Source organism: Thermus arciformis (assembly GCF_900102145.1).
GTDB lineage: Bacteria > Deinococcota > Deinococci > Deinococcales > Thermaceae > Thermus > Thermus arciformis.
The window spans coordinates 40,158-58,107 of record NZ_FNBC01000014.1; the positions used below are offsets into that span (position 1 = coordinate 40,158).

9 protein-coding genes and 1 pseudogene are annotated in these 17,950 nt (G+C 67.1%); 9 read left to right on the forward strand and 1 reads right to left on the reverse strand.

All coding sequences use genetic code 11. The features are described 5' to 3' along the window. Positions 1-197: 197 nt before the first annotated feature. From BLP62_RS06535 to BLP62_RS06575, 9 genes are all read left to right on the forward strand, one after another. Positions 198-845: a helix-turn-helix domain-containing protein gene (locus BLP62_RS06535; RefSeq protein ID WP_093007038.1), complete on the forward strand. Its 648-nt coding sequence runs from the start codon at positions 198-200 to the stop codon at positions 843-845. A 288-nt stretch (positions 846-1,133) separates the two neighbouring features. Then, positions 1,134-2,210 (forward strand): hypothetical protein, encoded by a 1,077-nt coding sequence (locus BLP62_RS06540; RefSeq protein ID WP_093007040.1) that lies wholly within the window; start codon positions 1,134-1,136, stop codon positions 2,208-2,210. Between the two features lie 6 nt (positions 2,211-2,216). Next, positions 2,217-2,798, forward strand: a complete 582-nt coding sequence (locus tag BLP62_RS06545; RefSeq protein ID WP_093007042.1) for a hypothetical protein — start codon at positions 2,217-2,219, stop codon at positions 2,796-2,798. Between the two features lie 130 nt (positions 2,799-2,928). Beyond that, positions 2,929-3,888, forward strand: a complete 960-nt coding sequence (locus tag BLP62_RS06550) for a ParA family protein (RefSeq protein ID WP_093007044.1) — start codon at positions 2,929-2,931, stop codon at positions 3,886-3,888. Beyond that, on the forward strand, positions 3,888-4,796 hold the full coding sequence (locus BLP62_RS06555; protein WP_176758159.1) for a ParB/RepB/Spo0J family partition protein: 909 nt from the start codon (positions 3,888-3,890) through the stop codon (positions 4,794-4,796). Before BLP62_RS06550 ends, BLP62_RS06555 begins: the two co-directional genes overlap by 1 nt. Before the next feature lie 180 nt (positions 4,797-4,976). After that, positions 4,977-7,745 carry a helicase-related protein gene (locus BLP62_RS06560; protein ID WP_093007048.1) on the forward strand — a complete coding sequence of 923 codons (2,769 nt, stop codon included), beginning with the start codon at positions 4,977-4,979 and terminating at the stop codon, positions 7,743-7,745. 41 nt (positions 7,746-7,786) lie between these two features. Then, on the forward strand, positions 7,787-11,722 hold the full coding sequence (locus BLP62_RS06565) for an Eco57I restriction-modification methylase domain-containing protein (protein WP_218121479.1): 3,936 nt from the start codon (positions 7,787-7,789) through the stop codon (positions 11,720-11,722). Positions 11,723-11,724: 2 nt separating this feature from the next. Then, positions 11,725-12,438, forward strand: coding sequence for a hypothetical protein (locus BLP62_RS13545; RefSeq protein ID WP_143004342.1), 714 nt, complete (start codon positions 11,725-11,727; stop codon positions 12,436-12,438). A gap of 52 nt (positions 12,439-12,490) precedes the next feature. Further along, complete coding sequence (locus BLP62_RS06575; protein ID WP_176758160.1) at positions 12,491-17,413, forward strand: DEAD/DEAH box helicase; 4,923 nt, start codon at positions 12,491-12,493, stop codon at positions 17,411-17,413. Positions 17,414-17,714: 301 nt separating this feature from the next. On the opposite strand, the pseudogene BLP62_RS06580 reads toward BLP62_RS06575, so the two are convergent. Then, positions 17,715-17,950 (reverse strand): annotated as a pseudogene (locus BLP62_RS06580) (IS1634 family transposase); the annotation flags it as partial.

The window sequence follows — 17,950 nt, forward strand, 5'->3', positions numbered from 1 at the left end:
GGTCACGTCCCGGGCAAAAAGGCGACCTTGTCTCCCCGTACTCGTCCGCGTAGATCGCGAAAGCCAGTTCCACCGGGGCCAGTTTACCCGGAAGAATCTGCACGAACCCCCCTTGCGCCCGCACGGGAAGCGCTATGCCCCAACCGCTTCCCAGAATTGCCGTTGCGCCAGAAGAGGACAGGCCGTATCGTGTGGTCATGCCGCGCACCAGCAAACGCCCCCTTCCCCGCCACGTCCTCCGCATCGGCGAGAGGCGGCGGGAGCTTGGCCTTACCCAGGAAGAGCTCGCCCGCATGGCGGGCTTCTCCACCAGCCTCATGGCCAAGATCGAGCGGGGCGCCGTGGACCCCAAGACCCTCTCCGCCCAGTACCTGGTGGGCCTCGCCAGGGCCCTCGGCCTCACCCTCTCCCAGGTCATGGGGGAGGATGTCCCCGGGGACGACCTGGGCTTCGTCCCCTTCACCCTTCCCGTCTACACCTCTCCCAAAGAGCTGGAGGAAGGCAAGCCCGCCTCCCGGGCCTTCCTCGCTCCGGCCGAGCTTCCCCGGGGGGCGGTGGTGGAGCGCCTCGCCTTCCTGGAAGTCCCGGGGAGGTGGCTCGCCACCCTGGACCTCCCCTTCCCCACCGCCCGGAGGGTCTGGGTCCTCACCGAGCTCAGGCCTCTTCTCCAGCCCCAGGCCGTCTACCTGGGGAAGGCCCAGGGCCACGCCGCCTTCTTCCCTCACGAAGCCCTGGAGAGGGATCCTCTGGCCCTCTACCCCCTCCACCCGGACCTCCCCACCCTCTGGCTCAAGGAGGAGCGCCCCGAGGTCTTGGGCCTGGTGCGGGGGTGGCGGGTGCTGTAAAGGCCAGGTATTGCCAAAACCGGTGATATATGCTAACCTCCGGTTGTGGCTAGCCAACTCTGGGGGGACGTGCTAAACTCCAGGGTTAAGGAGGTGAGAGGTCGCCTAAGGACGCGTAGCGGTAGGTAAAAGCAGGAAGACCGGGGTTTCCCCCGATCCCTTCACCGCAAGCATCTTGGTACTCTCGAGATCCCCTAATCCGAGGGTACCAAGCGGAAGGGAAAATGTCAACCCGGGTGGAAGCCCCACGGGCCCCAGGGCCGGGGGTAAGCGGCCCAGAAGGCAACCGTGGGAGCGCGAATCGGCTGGACCCATCTGGAATCGCCAAACGGATTCACCCTCATCCCCAACCCCCTCTTGAACAGGCTCCTCTCGGCTAGGTTGCCGGACGCCGCCCACTCCGTCTTCCTCGCCCTCGCCTCTCGCCGCAACCTCTACTTCCACAAGGCCTCCACGAAGGACCTGGCCCGCCTCCTCGGGCGGGACCGCCGCACCGTGGAGAAGGCCCTCCTCGCCCTCTGGGAGGCGGGCCTGGTGGAGCGGGACGCCACGGGGTGGTGGCTTTCCGATGCCCCGCCCGGGCAGGACCTGCAGGCCCCCGTGCACGCCGTGCAGACCCCCTTGCAAGCTTTGCAAGGCACGGGTGAGGAAAACGCCCTCCAGGACGGGCTTCTCTCGGTGCGGGAAATAAAGGAAAAAGAAACAACTACTGAAGAAAAAAATCCTCCTCATCCTCACGCCCAAGCGGCGGAGGCGGAGGAGGCTGAAGAGGTAGAGGCTGACCGCAAAGCCCCGGAGGAAAGGGCGGTCTCCGCCTCTCCCTCAGAGGGAGGAGGGGAAGCGACCTTCCCGGTTCCTTCGCCGTCTCCGGCCTCCCCTTCCCCTTCTGGATCTTCCCCGGCGCTCGTGAATGAAGGCACGAAGTACCGCCTCCAGGCCCGCCTCAAGGAAGCGGGGCTCTGGGTGGACTTCTACCGGGTCTTCCGCCCGGGCTTCGCCCACGGGGGGCTTTGGCGGGCCTACCTGGAGCGCCTGGAGCGGGAGGCCCTGCCCCTGGGGGAGGCCTTCGTCCAGGCCCTGGACCGCACCCTGAAGGGAGCCCGCCTCGGCGCGGTCCGCTACCCGGCGGCCTACCTGGACCGCCTTCTCCAAGACCTCGCCCCGCCCGAGCGCTCCGAGCACCCCTCCCCTCCCCCGCCCTCGTTGGAAGAGGTGCCCAAGGACGCCCTTCTCCTCCTCCCCGACGGGAGGCGGGGGTACTTCGCCGGGTGGACCTCGGGCGGGGCCAAGGCCTTCGTGGAGGTGGACGGGGTGGCCTACCTGGTGGACCGGGAGAGCGTCCTCCAGGCGCGTGTGCTAGGGTAGAGGGGAATGGTCACGACGCCCCCTTCACCTTCCCTGAGCCGGGTTCCCATAAGGTTTGGCGCCCACTACGCCGCCGTGGTGATGGTGGAAGGGCAGGTCTTCGTGAAGGAGAGCCAGGCCCCGAACGGCCAGGTCTACACCTTCTACCGCCTCCGCCTCCCGGACGGGAGCTTCCTCCGCCTGCCTAGGGCCCACCGGGGCCGGCCCATGGCCGAGCTGGTGGGGGCGCGCATCCGGGGCACCTTTTGGCCCCGCACGAACGGCCAGGGCCTTCTGGAGAAGTCCCTTCGCCTTGGTCGGATCGGGGTTCCCAGGGGGGACGGGAAGGGACACCCCTTGATGGCCGCCCAGGGCCGCGTGGCCTTCGTGGACCGGGAGGAGGGGAGGTTTGGCCTCGAGGTGCGGCCCAATCCCAAGGGGCGCCTCAAGGAGCCCTTCACCCTCGTCCTCTGGGCCCCCCTGAGCCTCCTGGAGGCCCTGCCCCCCGTGGGAAGCGGGGTCTATGTGGAGGGGGAGGCCCGCTTGAAGACCCGGCGGCTCGTGGCGAAGAAGGTGGAGCCTGCCAGGCTCTGGGACGATCCTTCCTGAAGGAGGGGGTGGTCCCCGCCGGCCTCGAGGCCACGGCAGGGAGGCCGAAAGGCTCTTATCCGGGTGATTTAGAACACACCCGCTGTGGGATTTGACTCACGGCGTGAGGCGGGTTATATTGCTTCCAACCATGAAGAAGACCGTCCTTATTCCCCTCAAGGACTGGGCGATGGAGCAGGGGCTCTCCTACTCCGGCGCCCTCAAGCAGATCCAGGAGGGGAGGCTCAACGCGCGGCGCCTTGGCCGCTACTGGTACGTGGTCAAGGAGGTGGAGGCCCCGGGGGGAGAAGGGGTGGTGCTCACCCTCTTCACCCACGCCGGGGGGGCGGGGAAGACCTCCCTGGCCCGGGACCTGGGGTACGAGATGGCCTCTAGGGGCAAGCGCGTTCTTCTCGTGGACGTGGACCCCCAGGCCAACCTCTCCGCCTGGCTCGGCATCGTGGACGCTCCGGTAGAGGAGACCCTTCTCGGGCTCCTAGAGGGTAAGGGACGCTTCAGGCCGAGGGAGGTGCTTCCGGGGGTTAGCCTCATCCCCGCGCATGTGGAACTTGCCCGGGCCGAGCTCGTCCTCATCCGTGAGCCCTACAAGATGTTCGCCCTGAGGAAGGCCCTGGAAGCTTTCCGGCAGGAGTACGACCTCATCCTCGTTGACTCCTTGCCCTCTCTGGGTTCCTTAGCCGGGGTTGCGGGCATGGCCGGGGACGGCCTCCTGGTTCCCGTGGAGGCCTCACCCAAGGGTCTTCAGGCCCTGCCCACGGTGCTTTCCGTGGCCCAGGACTACGCCGAGGGGTTGGCCTCTCTGGGGATGTGGGGCGGGGGCGCCTTCGTCCGCGCCCTCATCCCTAACGGGCTGGAAGGGACGGTCCGGGACCGGGAGGTTTTGGCCCAGCTCGAGGGCCTTGGAGGGCGGATCCCCTTAGCACCCCCCTTGGTGCGCCGTCCGGCGGTGTACCGGGAGGCTCAAGTACAGCGGCTTCCGGTGCAGGCGGTGGGCGGGGAGGAGGTGCGGCGGGAGATGCGGGCCCTCGGGGACTTCCTGGAGGGGATCCTGGAGCAGGTCAAGGCTGAGCTACACAAGGAGGTGGCCTGATGAGCCGTAAGCCGAGCCCCATGGACCCCTTCCTGGCCAGGGCGCTTTCTGCCTTGGAGGAGATGGAGGGGAAGCCCGTGCAGGCTGGCGGGAGGGTGCTTCCCCTCGAGGCTCTCGTCCCTTCCGCCCAGCCCCGGAGGCGCTTTGAGAACCTGGAAGCCCTCGCCGAGAGCATCCGGGAGAAAGGGGTCCTCCAGCCCCTCCTGGTGCGGCCCTTGGGGGACGGGAAGTACGCCATCGTGGCCGGGGAGAGGCGGTACCGGGCCGCGAGGATGGCGGGGCTTTCCGAGGTTCCGGTGCGGGTGGTGGAGCTCTCCGAGAAGGAGGCGAGGCTTCTCGCCCTCGTGGAGAACCTCCAGCGGGACGACCTGAACCCTTACGAGGAGACCATAGGGGTCCTCGCCCTCCTATCGGAAGACTTGGGGAGGTCCGTGGAGGAGGTGGTGGGGCTCCTCGAGCGGATGCGGAAGGAGAAGCGGGGGGTGGTTGCCCACAACGTTGTGGGCAGCCCCGAGGCCCAGAGGGTGGAGGAGGTCTTCAGGGCCCTGGGTCGGATGTCTTGGGAGTCCTTCGTGCAGCATCGCCTCCCCCTCCTCTCCCTCCCCGAGGACCTGAGGGCGGCCCTGGAGGAGGGGGCGATCCCCTACACCGCCGCCCTGGAGCTCAAGAAGGTGAAGGACGAGCCCTCGCGGAAGGCCCTCCTAGAGGAAGCGAGGGCGGGCCTCTCCTTGCGGGAGCTGAAGGCCCGGGTGCGGGAGGTCTTGCGGAAGGAGAAGGCCCCCAAGCCCTGGCACCGGGAGGTGGTGGCGAAGCTTGCCCGGCTTGACCTCGAGGCCCTCCCTCCCGAGCGGCGGGAGCGGGTGGAGGGTCTCCTCTCCGAGCTCAGGAGGGTCCTGGAGGAGGCATGAGGTTCCACGGACCAGCCCTTATGTTCCCCCTGGCCCTCCTCGCGGGGTGCGGCCTCGAGAGGGGCGGGAGCGTGGGAGCGCCCCGGGAGGCAAACCTCCGTTTCTCCGGAGGTGCGCTGGGAAGTAGCTCTGCAGGCCAAGGAACCCAGGCTTTCCCTGCTCTTCTAAGATAGTTAAGCGATGGACCACCGCCTCGGTTCCCTCGTCGCCTACCGCGGGCGCCCCTGGATCCTTGCCGACCGGGAGGGGGATCTCCTCTATCTCCGTCCCCTGGGGGCCGAAGACCTCCTCCCGGTGCGGCTGGACCTCGTGGCGGCCCTCCGCGAGGTCCTCCCCCACGAGGACCTCTCCCCCGCCTCCTTTCCCCTGCCCAAGGCAACCCCTCTGGCCTCGCCCCAGGAGTTCCGCCTCTTTCTGCAGGGAGCGAGGCTTCTCCTCCGGGATGGCACCGCTCCCTTGAGAAGCCTAGGCCGGGTTGGGGTGCGCCCCAGAACTTACCAGCTCGTCCCCCTCCTTATGGCCCTAAAGCTCCACCCCGTGCGCCTCCTCATCGCCGACGACGTGGGGGTGGGGAAGACCGTGGAGGCGGGCCTCGTAGCCCGGGAGCTCCTGGACCGGAAGCTCGCCCGAAGGCTCGCCGTCCTGGCCCCGCCCCACCTCCTGGACCAGTGGGCCGAAGAGCTACGGGACAAGTTCGCCCTCGATGCCGTGGTGGTTTCGGCGGGGGGCCTCGCCCGCCTGGAGCGGAGCCTCCCCCCTGGGGAGAACCTCTACCGCCACTTCCCGGTGGTGGTGGCGAGCATCGACTTCGTGAAGCACGAGCGGCACAAGGCCCTCTTCCTGGAGGGGGCTCCGGAGCTTGTCATCGTGGACGAGGCCCACGGGGCAGTGGGCGGCCCCAGCGAGGCGTTGCAGAAGCGCTACGAGTTGGTGCGGGCCCTGGCGGAGGACCCAAACCGCCACCTCCTCCTCCTCACCGCCACCCCTCACAGCGGCCTCCCCGAGGCCTTCAGCCGCCTCCTAGGCCTCCTCTCCCCTGAGTTCGCCACCTGGGACCTCGCCCGCCTGGACGAGGAGAAGCGGGCCCGCCTAGCCCAGCACTTTGTCCAGCGCACCCGGAAGGACATCGCCGCCGCCTGGGAGGGGGCTTCCCTCTTCCCCGAGCGGGAGGTGCGCTACGAAACCTACCTCCTCTCCCCTGAATACCGCGCCCTCTACGAGGCCACCTACCGCTACGCCCGCGAGGTGGTGCGCCAAAGCGAGGGTCTCGCCGAGGGGCGGAGGCGTATGCGGTGGTGGGCGGCCCTCACCCTGCTCCGCACGGTCATGTCCAGCCCCCAAAGCGCCAGGGCCGCCCTGGAGCGGAGGGGGATCCCTCTGGAAGATGAGGAGGCCCTCCTGGACCTCGCCCCCCAGGTTTACGAGGGCTCGGAGACCACGCCTACGGACGAAGTGCCCGAGGCCCTGGTGGACCTCGCCGAGCGGGAGGCCTCGGGGCTGGTGGAGGGGGCGGGAAGGAAGCGCCTCTCCGGCCTAAAGCGCCTGGTGGAGGCCCTGACCCCGGAGAAGGACACCAAGCTCCAGGGCCTCCTCTCGCTCCTCTCGGACCTCCTCCGCAAGGGGCACCATCCCGTGGTCTGGTGCCACTTTGTGGACACGGCGGAGTACGTGGGGGAGGCGGTGCGGAAGGCTTTCCCCGAGGCCCACGTGGCCGTGGTCACCGGGCGGATGGACGGGGAGGCCCGCCGGGAGGCGGTGGAGGCCCTGATGGAGGAGGCCCCCAGGGTTCTGGTGGCCACGGACTGCGTTTCCGAGGGGGTTAACCTGCAACGGGGCTTCACCGCTGTGGTCCACTACGACCTGCCCTGGAACCCGAACCGCCTCGAGCAGCGGGAGGGGCGGGTGGACCGCTACGGCCAGAGGGCCAGGCGGGTGGTGGCCGTGCGCTACCGGGGGAAGGACAACCCCGTGGACGAGAAGGTGGTGGAAGTCCTCCTCAGGAAGGCGGAGGAGATCCGCAAGGCCCTCGGAGTCCACGTCCCCGTCCCCGAGGAGGAGCGCTACGTGGTGGACCGCATGGTGCGGAGCCTCTTCTACGAGGGGGAGCAGCCCCTCCTCTTCGCCGAGAGCACCTTCCTGGAGGAGCGCTGGGGCCGGGATGTGGAGCGGGAGCGGGAGAACCGTTCCCGCTTCGCCCAGCGGGCCCTCCGCCCTGAGGAGGCCCTGAAGGCCCTCGAGGGCACCGACGCCGTCCTCGGGAGCCCCGAGGAGGTGCGGGACTTCGTCCTCCTTGCGGCCAAGGTGGTGGGCCTCGAGGTCAGGGAGAGGGACGGGGGCTACGAGTTCCGCCCCTCTCCCACCCTGCCTGAACCCCTGCTCGCCCCTTTCCGGGACGCCAAGGGGAAGGAGCGTCCCCTCTTCCTGGCCTTCCAGGACCCCCCTCCCGAGGGGGCGAGCTTTGCCGGGCGCGCCCATCCCCTGGTGGTGGCCCTGGCCCGCCACTTCCTGGAAGGGGCCCTCCGGGGGGAGAGGGGGCGGTATGCGGTGCGGCGGGTGGCAGGGATAGGCCGGGCCCACTACCTCTACCTCCTCCGCCCCCGGTTCCTCCTGAGGAGCCGGGAAGGGGAAGTGGTCGGGGAGGAGGTCCTCCTCCTCGCCTTGGGTCCTGAGGGGCTCCTTAAGGGAGAGCAGGCGAGGGAGCTTCTCTCCCTCGAGGCCAAGGGGAACGTCTCCTCCGAGGAGGCGCGAGAGTTCTTCACGCTTGCCCTCAAGCGGTACGAGGAGGGCAGGGGAGCGGTGGAGGCGTACCTGGGGGAGCGGGCCCGGGAGATTCGGGAGGCCCACCGGGCCCTGAGGCGGGCGGCGAGGGAGCGGGTGGGGGACCTCGAGGTGGAGCCCGTCCCGCCCCCCGACCTGCTTGGGGTCTTGGCCCTGGTTCCCGCGAGGTGAGAGATGTGGGATTACACCAGGTACATCGAGGAGGGAAGGCCGTGATCGGACTGGTCGCCGAACCGAAGGCTTCCAGGAGGAGGGGGGAGGAGAGCGCCCTCCGCCTCGAGGGCGGCCTCTTCGGCCCCGAGTTCCTGGCCCTTCTGGAGAAAGGAACCGTGCCCTTCCAGACCCCGAGGGACTTTGGCCTGCCTAGGGGGCGCTCTCTCCAGGAGGAGATCGCCGAGAGCTACCGGGAGGCCAAGACCCTCTACGCCCTCTTCCGGGCGAGGCTGGAGCGGGCCCTGGGCACCGAGGCCGAGGGGGAGGTGACCCGGGAGCGCTGGGTGAAGCCCTTCCTCTCCCTCCTGGGCTACCGCCTGAGCTACCGGGGGCACGCCGAGGCGGGGGACAGGAAGTACGAGATCCTCTACCGGGCGGACGAGATGGAGGAGGCCCCCCCGGTCCACGTGGTGCCCTGGGGTCAGGACCTCTCCCGGGCCACCCGGAGGGGCCGTTCTCCCCACGGCCTCCTGCAGGACTACCTGAACGCCTCGGAACACCTCTGGGGCCTCGTGACCAACGGCCGCGTCCTCCGCCTCCTGCGTAAGACCCCCTTCGTGAGGCGCCAGGCCTACTTGGAGGTGGACCTCGAGGCCCTCATGGAGGAGGACCGCTTCGGCGAGTTCGCCCTGGTCTACCGCCTCCTGCACCGCTCTCGCCTGCCGCGGGATGCCGCCACCGCCCACGAGGCCCCCGTGGAGCGCTACCACCTGATGGCCGTGGAGCAGGGCGAGCGGGTCCGGGAGGGCCTCCGGGAGGCGGTGGAGGGCTTCCTCCAGGAACTCGGCACGGGCTTCCTTCGGGGACCCATGGGCGAGGAGCTCGCCCGGGATCCCGAGGCCCTCTACCACGACCTCCTCCGCCTCGCCTACCGGGTCCTCTTCCTCCTGGTGGCCGAGGCCAGGGGAGTTCTGGGCGGGGACGAGGTCTACCGGGAGGCCTTCGGCCTTCACCGCCTCCTCCGCCTCTCCGAGAGGCGGGAGGCCTACACCGAGGACCCCGACCTCTGGCTCGGGCTCAAGACCCTCTTCGAGCTCTTGAGGAACCCCGGGCTTCGGGTGAACGGAGCCCCCGCCGCCGAGGCGCTGGGCCTCGGCGTGCTCAACGGCGGTCTCTTCGGGGAGAGGCTCCGCTTGGAGGAGGCCCCTTTCTCCGTGGAGAACCGTCACCTGCTCGCCGCCTTCCGCCGCCTCGCCCTCTTCTACGACCCCGAGGCCAGGACCCTCAAGCGGGTGAACTACGCCGCCCTGGACGTTGAGGAGCTGGGCTCCGTGTACGAGAGCCTCCTGGACCACAGCCCCCAGGTGGTCTGGGAGGAGGGGGGGTGGGCCTTCCGCTTCGCGAGGGGAAGCGAGCGGAAGCGCACCGGGAGCTACTACACCCCCCACGAACTCGTGGACCTGGTGCTCAAGGAGGCCTTGGACCCGGTGGTGGAGGCCCGCCTGAAGGCCGCCGGGGACGATCCCAAGGCCCAGGAGGCGGCCCTCCTCTCCCTCAAGGTGCTGGACCCGGCCGCGGGGAGCGGGCACTTCCTCCTTGGAGCGGCGAGGCGCTTGGGGAGAAGGCTCGCCCAAATCCGCACCGGGGAAGAGGAGCCCTCGCCCGAGGCCTACCGGGAGGCGGTGCGTGACGTAGTGCAGAACTGCCTCTACGCCGTGGACAAAAACCCTTTGGCGGTGGAGCTCTGCCGCATGGCCCTCTGGATGGAAAGCTACGTGCCGGGGAAGCCCCTCTCTTTCCTGGACCATCGGGTGAAGTGCGGGGACTCTCTGGTGGGGGTACTGGACCCCAAGGTTCTGGTAGAGGGCATCCCGGACGGGGCTTACGAGGCCAAGGAGGGGGACGACAGGAGGTTTGCGAGGGAGGCGCGTGAGGCTAATCGCAGGGAGCGGGCTGGGGCGCAGGGGCTCTTTGACACGGACTTCTTCACTAAAGAAGAGGAGGACCATGCCAAGCTTCTGGAGGCCTTCGCTTGCCTCCCCGAGGACACCGCCGAGCAGGTAGCTGCCAAGGCCAGGCTCTACGAGGAGTTAAGGAGGAAGGGAACCTGGCGCAGGCTCCTCCTTGCTTCCCACCTCTGGACCGCCGCCTTCTTTCAACCCCTCCGGAGAGGAGAGCCTTTTATCACCTCGCGGCACGTGCGAGAAGTCTTGAAAGGGGGAAGGATCCCGGAAGCCGTGGAGGCTTTGGCCCATGTCTTTGCCGAACGCCACCGCTTCTTCCACTGGTGGCTGGAGTTCTCCGATGTCTTCCAGAAGGGCGGGTTTGACGTGGTGCTGGGGAACCCGCCTTGGGAGAGGCTGGAGGGTGAAACCCACTTTTACAGGCGCTCTGGAGCCTACCCATTGGCTTCTTCGGTTTCCAGCCTCAACACCTATCTCCTTTTCCTGGAGCGGATTCTTGCCCTTCGCCGCGGCGACGGTTTTATAGGCCTCTTGGTCCCCACGGGAATCGGCACCGATGCTGGCGGAAAAGCCCTCTTCCAACATTTGTGGAACGGCGGCTTCCTCCAAAGGCTGTTAGACTTTGAAAACAGAAAGGGATTGTTTTCAGATGTAGACCGCCGTTTCCGGTTCTCCTTGGTGGTGGTGGGGCCCCCTCATCGGGAGAGGAGAGCAACGGTTGCTTTCTTCCTCCAGGAGCCTGAGGAGGCCAATGACCCCCACCGGGTTTTTCCCCTAGACGACGAGGCCCTTTTCCTCTTCAACCCCAACAGCCGGACGCTTTCTTCTTTCCGCACGCGTCAGGATTACCTCTTGAACCGCCTGATTTACGAGCGGGCGGGGGTCTTCATACGGAGAGACGGAGAGGGGGGGGGAGTCAACCCCTGGATGGCCACTCCCGTCCTCTTGTTTTCTTCTGAAAGCAGTGCGGGCCACTTACTTCCTAAGAAGGGTGCTAGACGGGGCTCCTTTTGGACTCATGAGGGGAAGAGGTCCGTTCCCTTTATTGAGGCCAAGATGATCCACCAGTACGACCACCGCTACGCCACTTACGAGAACGGCCGGACCCGTTCTGTGGACTTGTCGGAGAAGAGGAATCCCTTCTATACTCCTGAACCCCAGTACCTGGTGGCGGAGGAGAGGCTTATCGATCGCCTGGGGAAGCTTGGGGCCGTTCCCCGATGGTTCCTGGCTTACCGAAACGTGGCTAGGGCTACCGACGAGCGTACTGTGATCGCCACGGCGGTTCCCTACAGCGCCGTCGGAGGGAAGGCCCCCGTCATTCTTTCCCCCCTCCCTGCCCCTAAGCGCTTGTGCCTTCTGGCAAACCTGAACAGCCTAGTCCTGGACTACGCCGCGCGTCAAAAGGTAGGGGGCACCGACATCACCGTCCAGCACCTGGAGCAACTCCCCATTTTCCCTCCCGAAGCTTACAGGGAGAGGGAGATGGCCTTCATCGTCCCCCGCGTTCTGGAACTCCTTTACACCGCCTGGGACCTTGCTCCCTTGGTTCAAGAAGTCTGGGAAGAGGCAAGCGAGTTCTTGCGGGAGGTCATCCGAGCCTGGTGGAAAGATGCTCCAACCCATCCCGATGACCCACCTCCTTGGCTTGAGGAGTCTTACCCCTTCCCGCCCTTCCTCTGGGACGAGGAGCGGAGGGGGCGTATCCGAGCAGAACTGGATGCGTTCTACGCCAGGCTCTATGGTTTGAATCGAAAGCAACTCCGGTACGTCTTGGACCCGAAGGACTTGACGGAGCGCGAGTTGGGCGACCTCCTCTCTCCTGAGGAGGAAGTGGAAGACCCTTTGGAAGAGGAAGGCTACCGGGCTCGCCAAGCCCGTAGCGCCTTTCACGGGGAAACCTTCCGGGTGATGAAGGAGAAAGAGATTCGGCGCTATGGGTTCTACCGCACAAGGCGCCTGGTATTGGAAAGCTTCTTGGCGTTAGAGCTTTTTAAATCCAGGATGAAAGTGGCTTTGGAGGGGGAGTAGGCATGCGGAGTAACTTGTCCAAAGAGCTTTGGGAACTCACCCTGAAGATTAGGGAGTTAATGGAGGAAAAAGGGAAGTTCGCTTTCCCAGGCAGTGGCGTGCCTAGGGTTCTTCGCAATCGGGATACGTCCCCGCATGGGGCCAAGGGGCTTTTCTTGCTCTTGGCCAAAGCAGAAATTCCCTTCCCTGAAAGTTTGCCGCCCTTCTGGGAACGTGTTGTTTCTTGTCTTAAAGTTGAGGAAAAAGACCCTCACATTTTTACGCAAGGAAGACTACAAGAAACTTTCGAGGAAAAGACTTACAAGCTTATGGTTGAAAAGGGGTTCCGTGTCATAAGAACATGCAGTACAACGTGCCTCAAAGAATCGCAAGAGTGCTTAAAGCACGCCAATGCCTACGATTTTCTTATCATAGGCTCGGACGAGGAGGGCGCACAGGGTGAAGCTTTGCTGGTGGAAGTCAAGAGCGACAGGAACATGCATACTGGGAACATCGCGTTGGAGCTGTTGCGTGACTTCCGCCCTAGGTCCCATGGAGTTGATGACGAGCGTAACCACGGATCTTTAATCAAAACAGGAGCTACTTTTTGGCAAGTGTACTACTATGACGAAAGGTCGGGGCATATTAAGGCCGAAGTATTTAGCGTTCCCAAGCTAAAGGAAAGAGCCCATTCTGCTTTGTTAAAGATTGTTGAACTTTTTGATGAAATAAAATGAGTGGGTATGTCCTGCTTTGGCTAAAATGAATCCGTTAAATTTGGAGGCGAGCATGAGCGTGTTTGCACTCCACGCCAGGGCCCTCTCCACGTACAAGGACTTCGTCCGTTCCTTTGTCAAGATCGCCGACCCCCGCCTCCGCCAGTTCGTGGAGGAGGCCATTCTGGGGGACGCTGGGGGTCTTTGGCCCGAGCCCCTGGTCCAGCTCTCCCCCGCCTACGAGCAGGGAGCCACGGTGGACGAACTCGCAGAGGAAGGCCTCCTCCACCCCACCACCGCCAGGGTCTTTCGCAGGGCGGACGGAAGCCCCTTCCGCCTCTACCGCCACCAGGTGGAGGCCTTGCGCCGGGCGAGGGAAGGGAAGAGCTACGTCCTCACCTCGGGAACGGGCTCGGGGAAGAGCTTCGCCTACTTCATCCCCGTCCTGGACCTGGTGGCCCGGAACCCCGGCTTGAAGGGGCCTGTGGCCCTGGTGGTCTACCCCATGAACGCCCTGGTGAACTCCCAGCTCCACGCCCTCGAGGAACTCAAGGAGCGCTACGAGGCCCGGTACGGCGGACCTTTTCCCCTCCGCTTCGCCCGCTACACGGGCCAGACCACCGAGGACGAGCGCCGGGCCATCCGGGAAAACCCGCCCCACCTTCTCCTCACCAACTACGTCATGGGCGAGTACCTGCTCACCCGGCCTGAGGACCACCCCCTGGTCTCCCCGCCTCCTTCCCCCCTTCCCTTCTTCCTGGTCTTTGACGAGCTCCACACCTACCGGGGGAGGCAGGGGGCGGACGTGGCCCTCCTGGCCCGGCGCTTCCGGGCGAGGGTAGGGGAAAGGCCCGTGGTCCACGTGGGCACCAGCGCCACCCTCATCGCCCGGGAGGGGGCCACCCCTGAGGAGCGGCGTGAGGCCGTGGCCCGCTTCGCCTCCACCTTCTTCGGACGGGACATTCCCCCGGAGGACGTGGTGGAGGAGTGCCTCACCCCCGCCACCCGGGGCGGGCCACCCTCGGATGAGGAGCTCTGCGCCGGGGTGAGGACCCCGGTGCCCCGGCACCTCGAGGCCTTCTGCGCCCACCCTCTCGCCCGCTTTGTGGAGTACGCCTTGGGCCTGAAGGAGGAGGGAGGGGGCTATGCGAGAAGGAAGCCCAGGCCCCTCTCCGAGGTGGCGGCCGAGCTCGCCGAGCGAACGGGCCTCTCCCTCGAGGAGGCCAGGGGGCGCCTCGAGGAGGTTCTGGAGGTGGGGGCGGGGCTCGAGGAAGCGGGCCGCCCCCTCTTCGCCTTCAAGCTCCACCAGTTCGTTTCCCAGACCTCGGCGGTGCGGGCGAGCCTCGAGGGGGCGGAGACCCGGGAGTTCGGTCGGGAGCCCTTCGCGCCTTCCGGGAAGCTCCTCTTCCCCCTCTACTTCTGCCGGGGGTGTGGGCAGGACTACTACGCCGTGGTGAAGGTGGACGGACGCTTCCTCCCCAACGAGGACCTGGTGGGGGGCGAGGCCGAGGCAGGGGAGGTGGGCTACCTGGCCTTCGTGGAGGACTTTGACCCCGAGAACGACCTCCCCGACTCCTGGTACGACAAGAGGGGGAGGCTGAAAAAAACCTGGGAGGGGCGGGCCCCCCGCCTCCTTTTCGTGGACCTTGAGGGCCGGATCGTGGCGGAGGGCACGCCGGAGGCCCGCCCCTTCTACTACCAGCCCGCTCCCTTCAGCCTCTGCCTCCGGTGCGGGGCGGACTGGACGGGGCAGGAGCGGGAGTTCACCAAGCTCACCTACCTGGGAAGCGAGGGGCGCACCTCGGCCACCACCGTCCTCGCCCTGAGCCTCCTGAGGAAGGCCCGGGAGGCGGGGGAGGGGAGAGACAAGCTCCTCTCCTTCACCGACAACCGCCAGGACGCCTCCCTGCAGGCGGGGCACTTCAACGACTTCGTGCGCACGGTCATGGTGCGGGCCGCCCTGGTCCGGGCCCTGGAGCGGAGGGGCAGGCTAGACTACGTGGATCTCGCCCAGGAGGTGGTGAAGGCCCTCCCCTTGCGGGAGTTCGTCAAGAACAAGGAGCTTAAGGAGGACAGCCCCGCCATGGGGCGGGTGCGCCAGGTCCTGGAGGACCTCCTCCGCTACCGCCTCTACGCCGACCTGAGGCGGGGCTGGCGCTTCGCCCAGCCCAACCTGGAGGAGGTGGGCCTCCTGGAGGTGGGCTACCCCTACGCCGAGGGCGAGGGCTTCCTGCGGGAGGCGGCGCCCCTTTTCCCCCATCTCCCCGAAGAGGGGGTTCTGGAGGCCGTCCGCTTCTTTCTGGACCACCTGAGGCGCCACCTGGCGGTGGACTCTCCGGTCCTCAAGCGGGAGGGGTACGAGAGCCTGGTGAGGCGCACGGGGGAGCACTTGGACGAGTTCTGGGCCATCGACCCGACCACCGAAACCCCCGTCCTCGCCGCCTCCTTCTCCCCCAAACCCGGCGAGGGCGAGGTGGGCTTCTCCCCGAGGGGGCGGGCGGGGCGGGAGTTCGCCCGGCGCTTCGGGGTGGTCCCGGACGCAGACTTCCTGGAACGCCTCGTTGCCCTCCTCATGGCCCACGACCTCCTCCGTAAGGTGGAGCCGGGCCGCTACCGCATCCCCGAGTCGGCCCTGGAGTGGCGCCGGGGGGGCGGAACCCCGCGCTTTGACCCCTTGCGATTCCGGGGCGGTGGGGCGCGGGAAGGGAACCGCTACTTCGCCCGCCTCTACCAGGAGAGCGCCGAGGTCCTGGCCCGCCTCGAGGCCCGGGAGCACACGGCCCAGGTGCGCCCCGAGGAGCGGGAGGTGCGGGAGAAGCGCTTCCGGGGCGAGGAGGAGCCCAGGCTTCCCTACCTCGTGGCCTCGCCCACCCTGGAGCTCGGGGTGGACATCGCCGACCTGGATATGGTCCACCTGCGGAACCTTCCCCCGACCCCGGCCAACTACGCCCAGCGGGTGGGGCGGGCGGGGAGGCAGGGCCAGCCCGGGCTTGTGGTGGCCTTCGCCGGGGCCTTCTCCCACCACGACCGCTACTTCTTTGAGAGGCGAGGGGAGATGGTGGGCGGGAGCGTGCGCCCCCCCGCCCTGGAACTCGCCAACGAGTCCCTCCTCGGGGCCCACGTCCACGCCGAGTGGCTCTCCGCCACGGGCCTGGCCCTGAGGGAGAGCCTCGAGTACACCCTGGACATCAACAAGGAGGACCTGCCCCTCTACCCCGAGGTGAGGGAGCGCCTCCGCCTCACCCCAGAGAGGCAGGAGGCCCTCCTTACCCACTTGAAGAAGGTCTTCGCCTACGACTGGGAGCGGCTTTCGGGCACGGGATGGTTCGGGGAAACCTGGCTCAGGAGAACGGTGGAGGAGGCCCCCCTCGCCTTTGACCGGGTCCTGGACACCTGGCGCCTCCTCTTCCGGGCGGCGAGGGAGATGCGGGAACGGGGCCACAGGCTCGTGGACTCGAGGGTCCGGGAGGAGCGGGAGAGGGGAGAGGCCATGCGCAGGGAAGCCGAGCGCCAGCTCAACCTCCTCCTCCAGCGGGACGTGGCTCGGGAGGAGGGGGACTTCTACCCCTACCGCTACCTCGCCTCGGAGGAGTTCCTCCCGGGCTACAACCTCATGGCCCTCCCGGTGCGGGCCTACGTGCCCCGGGGCGAGGGGGAGTACCTCAACCGTCCGAGGGACGTGGCCATCACCGAGTTCGCCCCGGGGAACGTCGTCTACCACGAGGGGGGGAAGTGGACCCCCGTGGCCCTCTACGCCCCGCCGGGCGGGCTAAGGAGCCGCCTCGCCCAGGTCTGGGTCTGCGCGGCATGCCGCCACCTGGCCCAGAGGGAGAAGGAGGTCTGCCCGGGGTGCGGGGCGAGCCTCGCAGAGAGGGGGGAACTCCTCCAGGTCCTTGACCTCGTGGGGGTGAGGACGAAGCGCCGGGAGCGGATCACCGCCAACGAGGAGGAGCGCTTCCGGGGAGGGTACCGCCTCGAGGTGGCCTACGAGTTCTCCGGGCAGGGGAGGCGGGGAGCGGTGGTCTTGGAGGAGCTTAGGCTTCCCCTGGTCTACGCGTCCTCGGCGCGGGTGCACCGCATCAACCGGGGGCATAGGCGCTCGCAAAGCGAGGGCTTTTACGTGGACCTGGAGGGCGGGGACCTCCTCAGCGAGGAGGAGGCCAGGAAGCGGTCCGGAGAGCCGGGAAGCGCCGTGGAGCGGGTGGCCCTCAGGGTCCAGACTACCCAGAACGCCCTTCTCCTGGATCTCTCGGGCCTACGGGAAGCGGAAGGAAAAGGAGAGGGCGATGCCTTTCTCTCCCTGGCCTTCGCCCTCAAGCGGGGGATGGAGGCCCACTTCGGGGTGGAAGAGAGCGAGCTCGACCTGGTGGAGGTCGCCCCCGGGCGCTTCCTCTACCTCGAGGACGCCGAGGGAGGCCTCGGGATCCTCAGGCGTCTCGTGGAGGAGGAAGGGGTTCTCGCCGAGGTAGTGCGGAGGGCTCTCGAGGTCCTCCACTTCTCCCTCGAGGGCAAGGATGAGAAGCCCGAGTGCGCCCGGGCGTGCTACGAGTGCCTCCTCTCTTACAGCAACCAGCGCCTTGCCCCGCGTCTTCACCGCCATCGGGCCCTTCCCCTCCTCCTCCAGCTCCTCTCGGCGAGGGTGGAGGTGGAGGGGGGAAGGGGAGAGGAGCGTCTGGAAGCCCTCCTCGCCCGGTGCCAGTCCGAGCTTGAGCGGGACTTCCTGCGGCTTCTGAAGGCCAAGGGCCTCCCCCTACCAGACGAGGCCCAGTACCGGATCGGGGAGGCCCACACCGTGGCCGACTTCTTCTATCGACCGAACCTCCTGGTCTATGTGGACGGGCCCCACCACGATAGCGAGCGCCAGGCCAGGATCGACGAGCGCCAGCGGCGGACCCTGATGGAGCTGGGCTTCCGGGTGGAGGTGTTGCGTTACGAGGATCTAGAGAAGGGTGTTGAGAGGCTTAGAAACGCACTGGCTCACAGGGCGCAATCGTGACCGGAGCCAGCACCCTACCCAGGGGCGGCCCGAGCTCCAAGGGGTGCTCGGGCAGGAGTTCATCAAGTCTCTCCAGGACCCCATGAGAAGCCCTCCTGATATTCGCAACGGCGGCGCTAACCTGGAGGTGCTGGACAGCGAGCCCATCTGGTAGGCTGTCGCCCAGTACCAGAGGCCTGTGGTGGTGGCAGTGGGCCACCAGGCGGACACGATGCCGGTCTGGCTGCCCCCGGGGATGGGGCGGGGTCAAACGAACACGTTTTCTCCCGCCGGGGGGTTATGCCCACATTCCGCACCCCCTTCACTCCAGCAGGTAATATCGCCCAGCCCCCAGGAGGCGCACCGCGGTCTCGTGATGGGGCGCCAGGTTGAGGACCAGCCACTTGCCCCCCAGCTCCACCAGGCGGACCCACATGAACAGTTGAAACACCCAGCGCAAGGTGGGCTTGGCTGTGGGTCTCCCCTTCTGGTCCGGCAGGCTGGACCCCGTCTCCCAAAGCCTCCGCCTCAGCGCCCACTCCCCCAGGGCGTACACCA

Bases quoted from the DNA above. Each gene is read 5' to 3' on its own strand.
- BLP62_RS06560 (WP_093007048.1), top strand. From the start codon at position 4,977: ATGGACCACCGCCTCGGTTCCCTCGTCGCCTACCGCGGGCGCCCCTGG.
- BLP62_RS13545 (WP_143004342.1), top strand. From the start codon at position 11,725: ATGCGGAGTAACTTGTCCAAAGAGCTTTGGGAACTCACCCTGAAGATT.
- BLP62_RS06535 (WP_093007038.1), top strand. From the start codon at position 198: ATGCCGCGCACCAGCAAACGCCCCCTTCCCCGCCACGTCCTCCGCATC.
- BLP62_RS06575 (WP_176758160.1), top strand. From the start codon at position 12,491: ATGAGCGTGTTTGCACTCCACGCCAGGGCCCTCTCCACGTACAAGGAC.
- BLP62_RS06545 (WP_093007042.1), top strand. From the start codon at position 2,217: ATGGTCACGACGCCCCCTTCACCTTCCCTGAGCCGGGTTCCCATAAGG.
- BLP62_RS06555 (WP_176758159.1), top strand. From the start codon at position 3,888: ATGAGCCGTAAGCCGAGCCCCATGGACCCCTTCCTGGCCAGGGCGCTT.
- BLP62_RS06550 (WP_093007044.1), top strand. From the start codon at position 2,929: ATGAAGAAGACCGTCCTTATTCCCCTCAAGGACTGGGCGATGGAGCAG.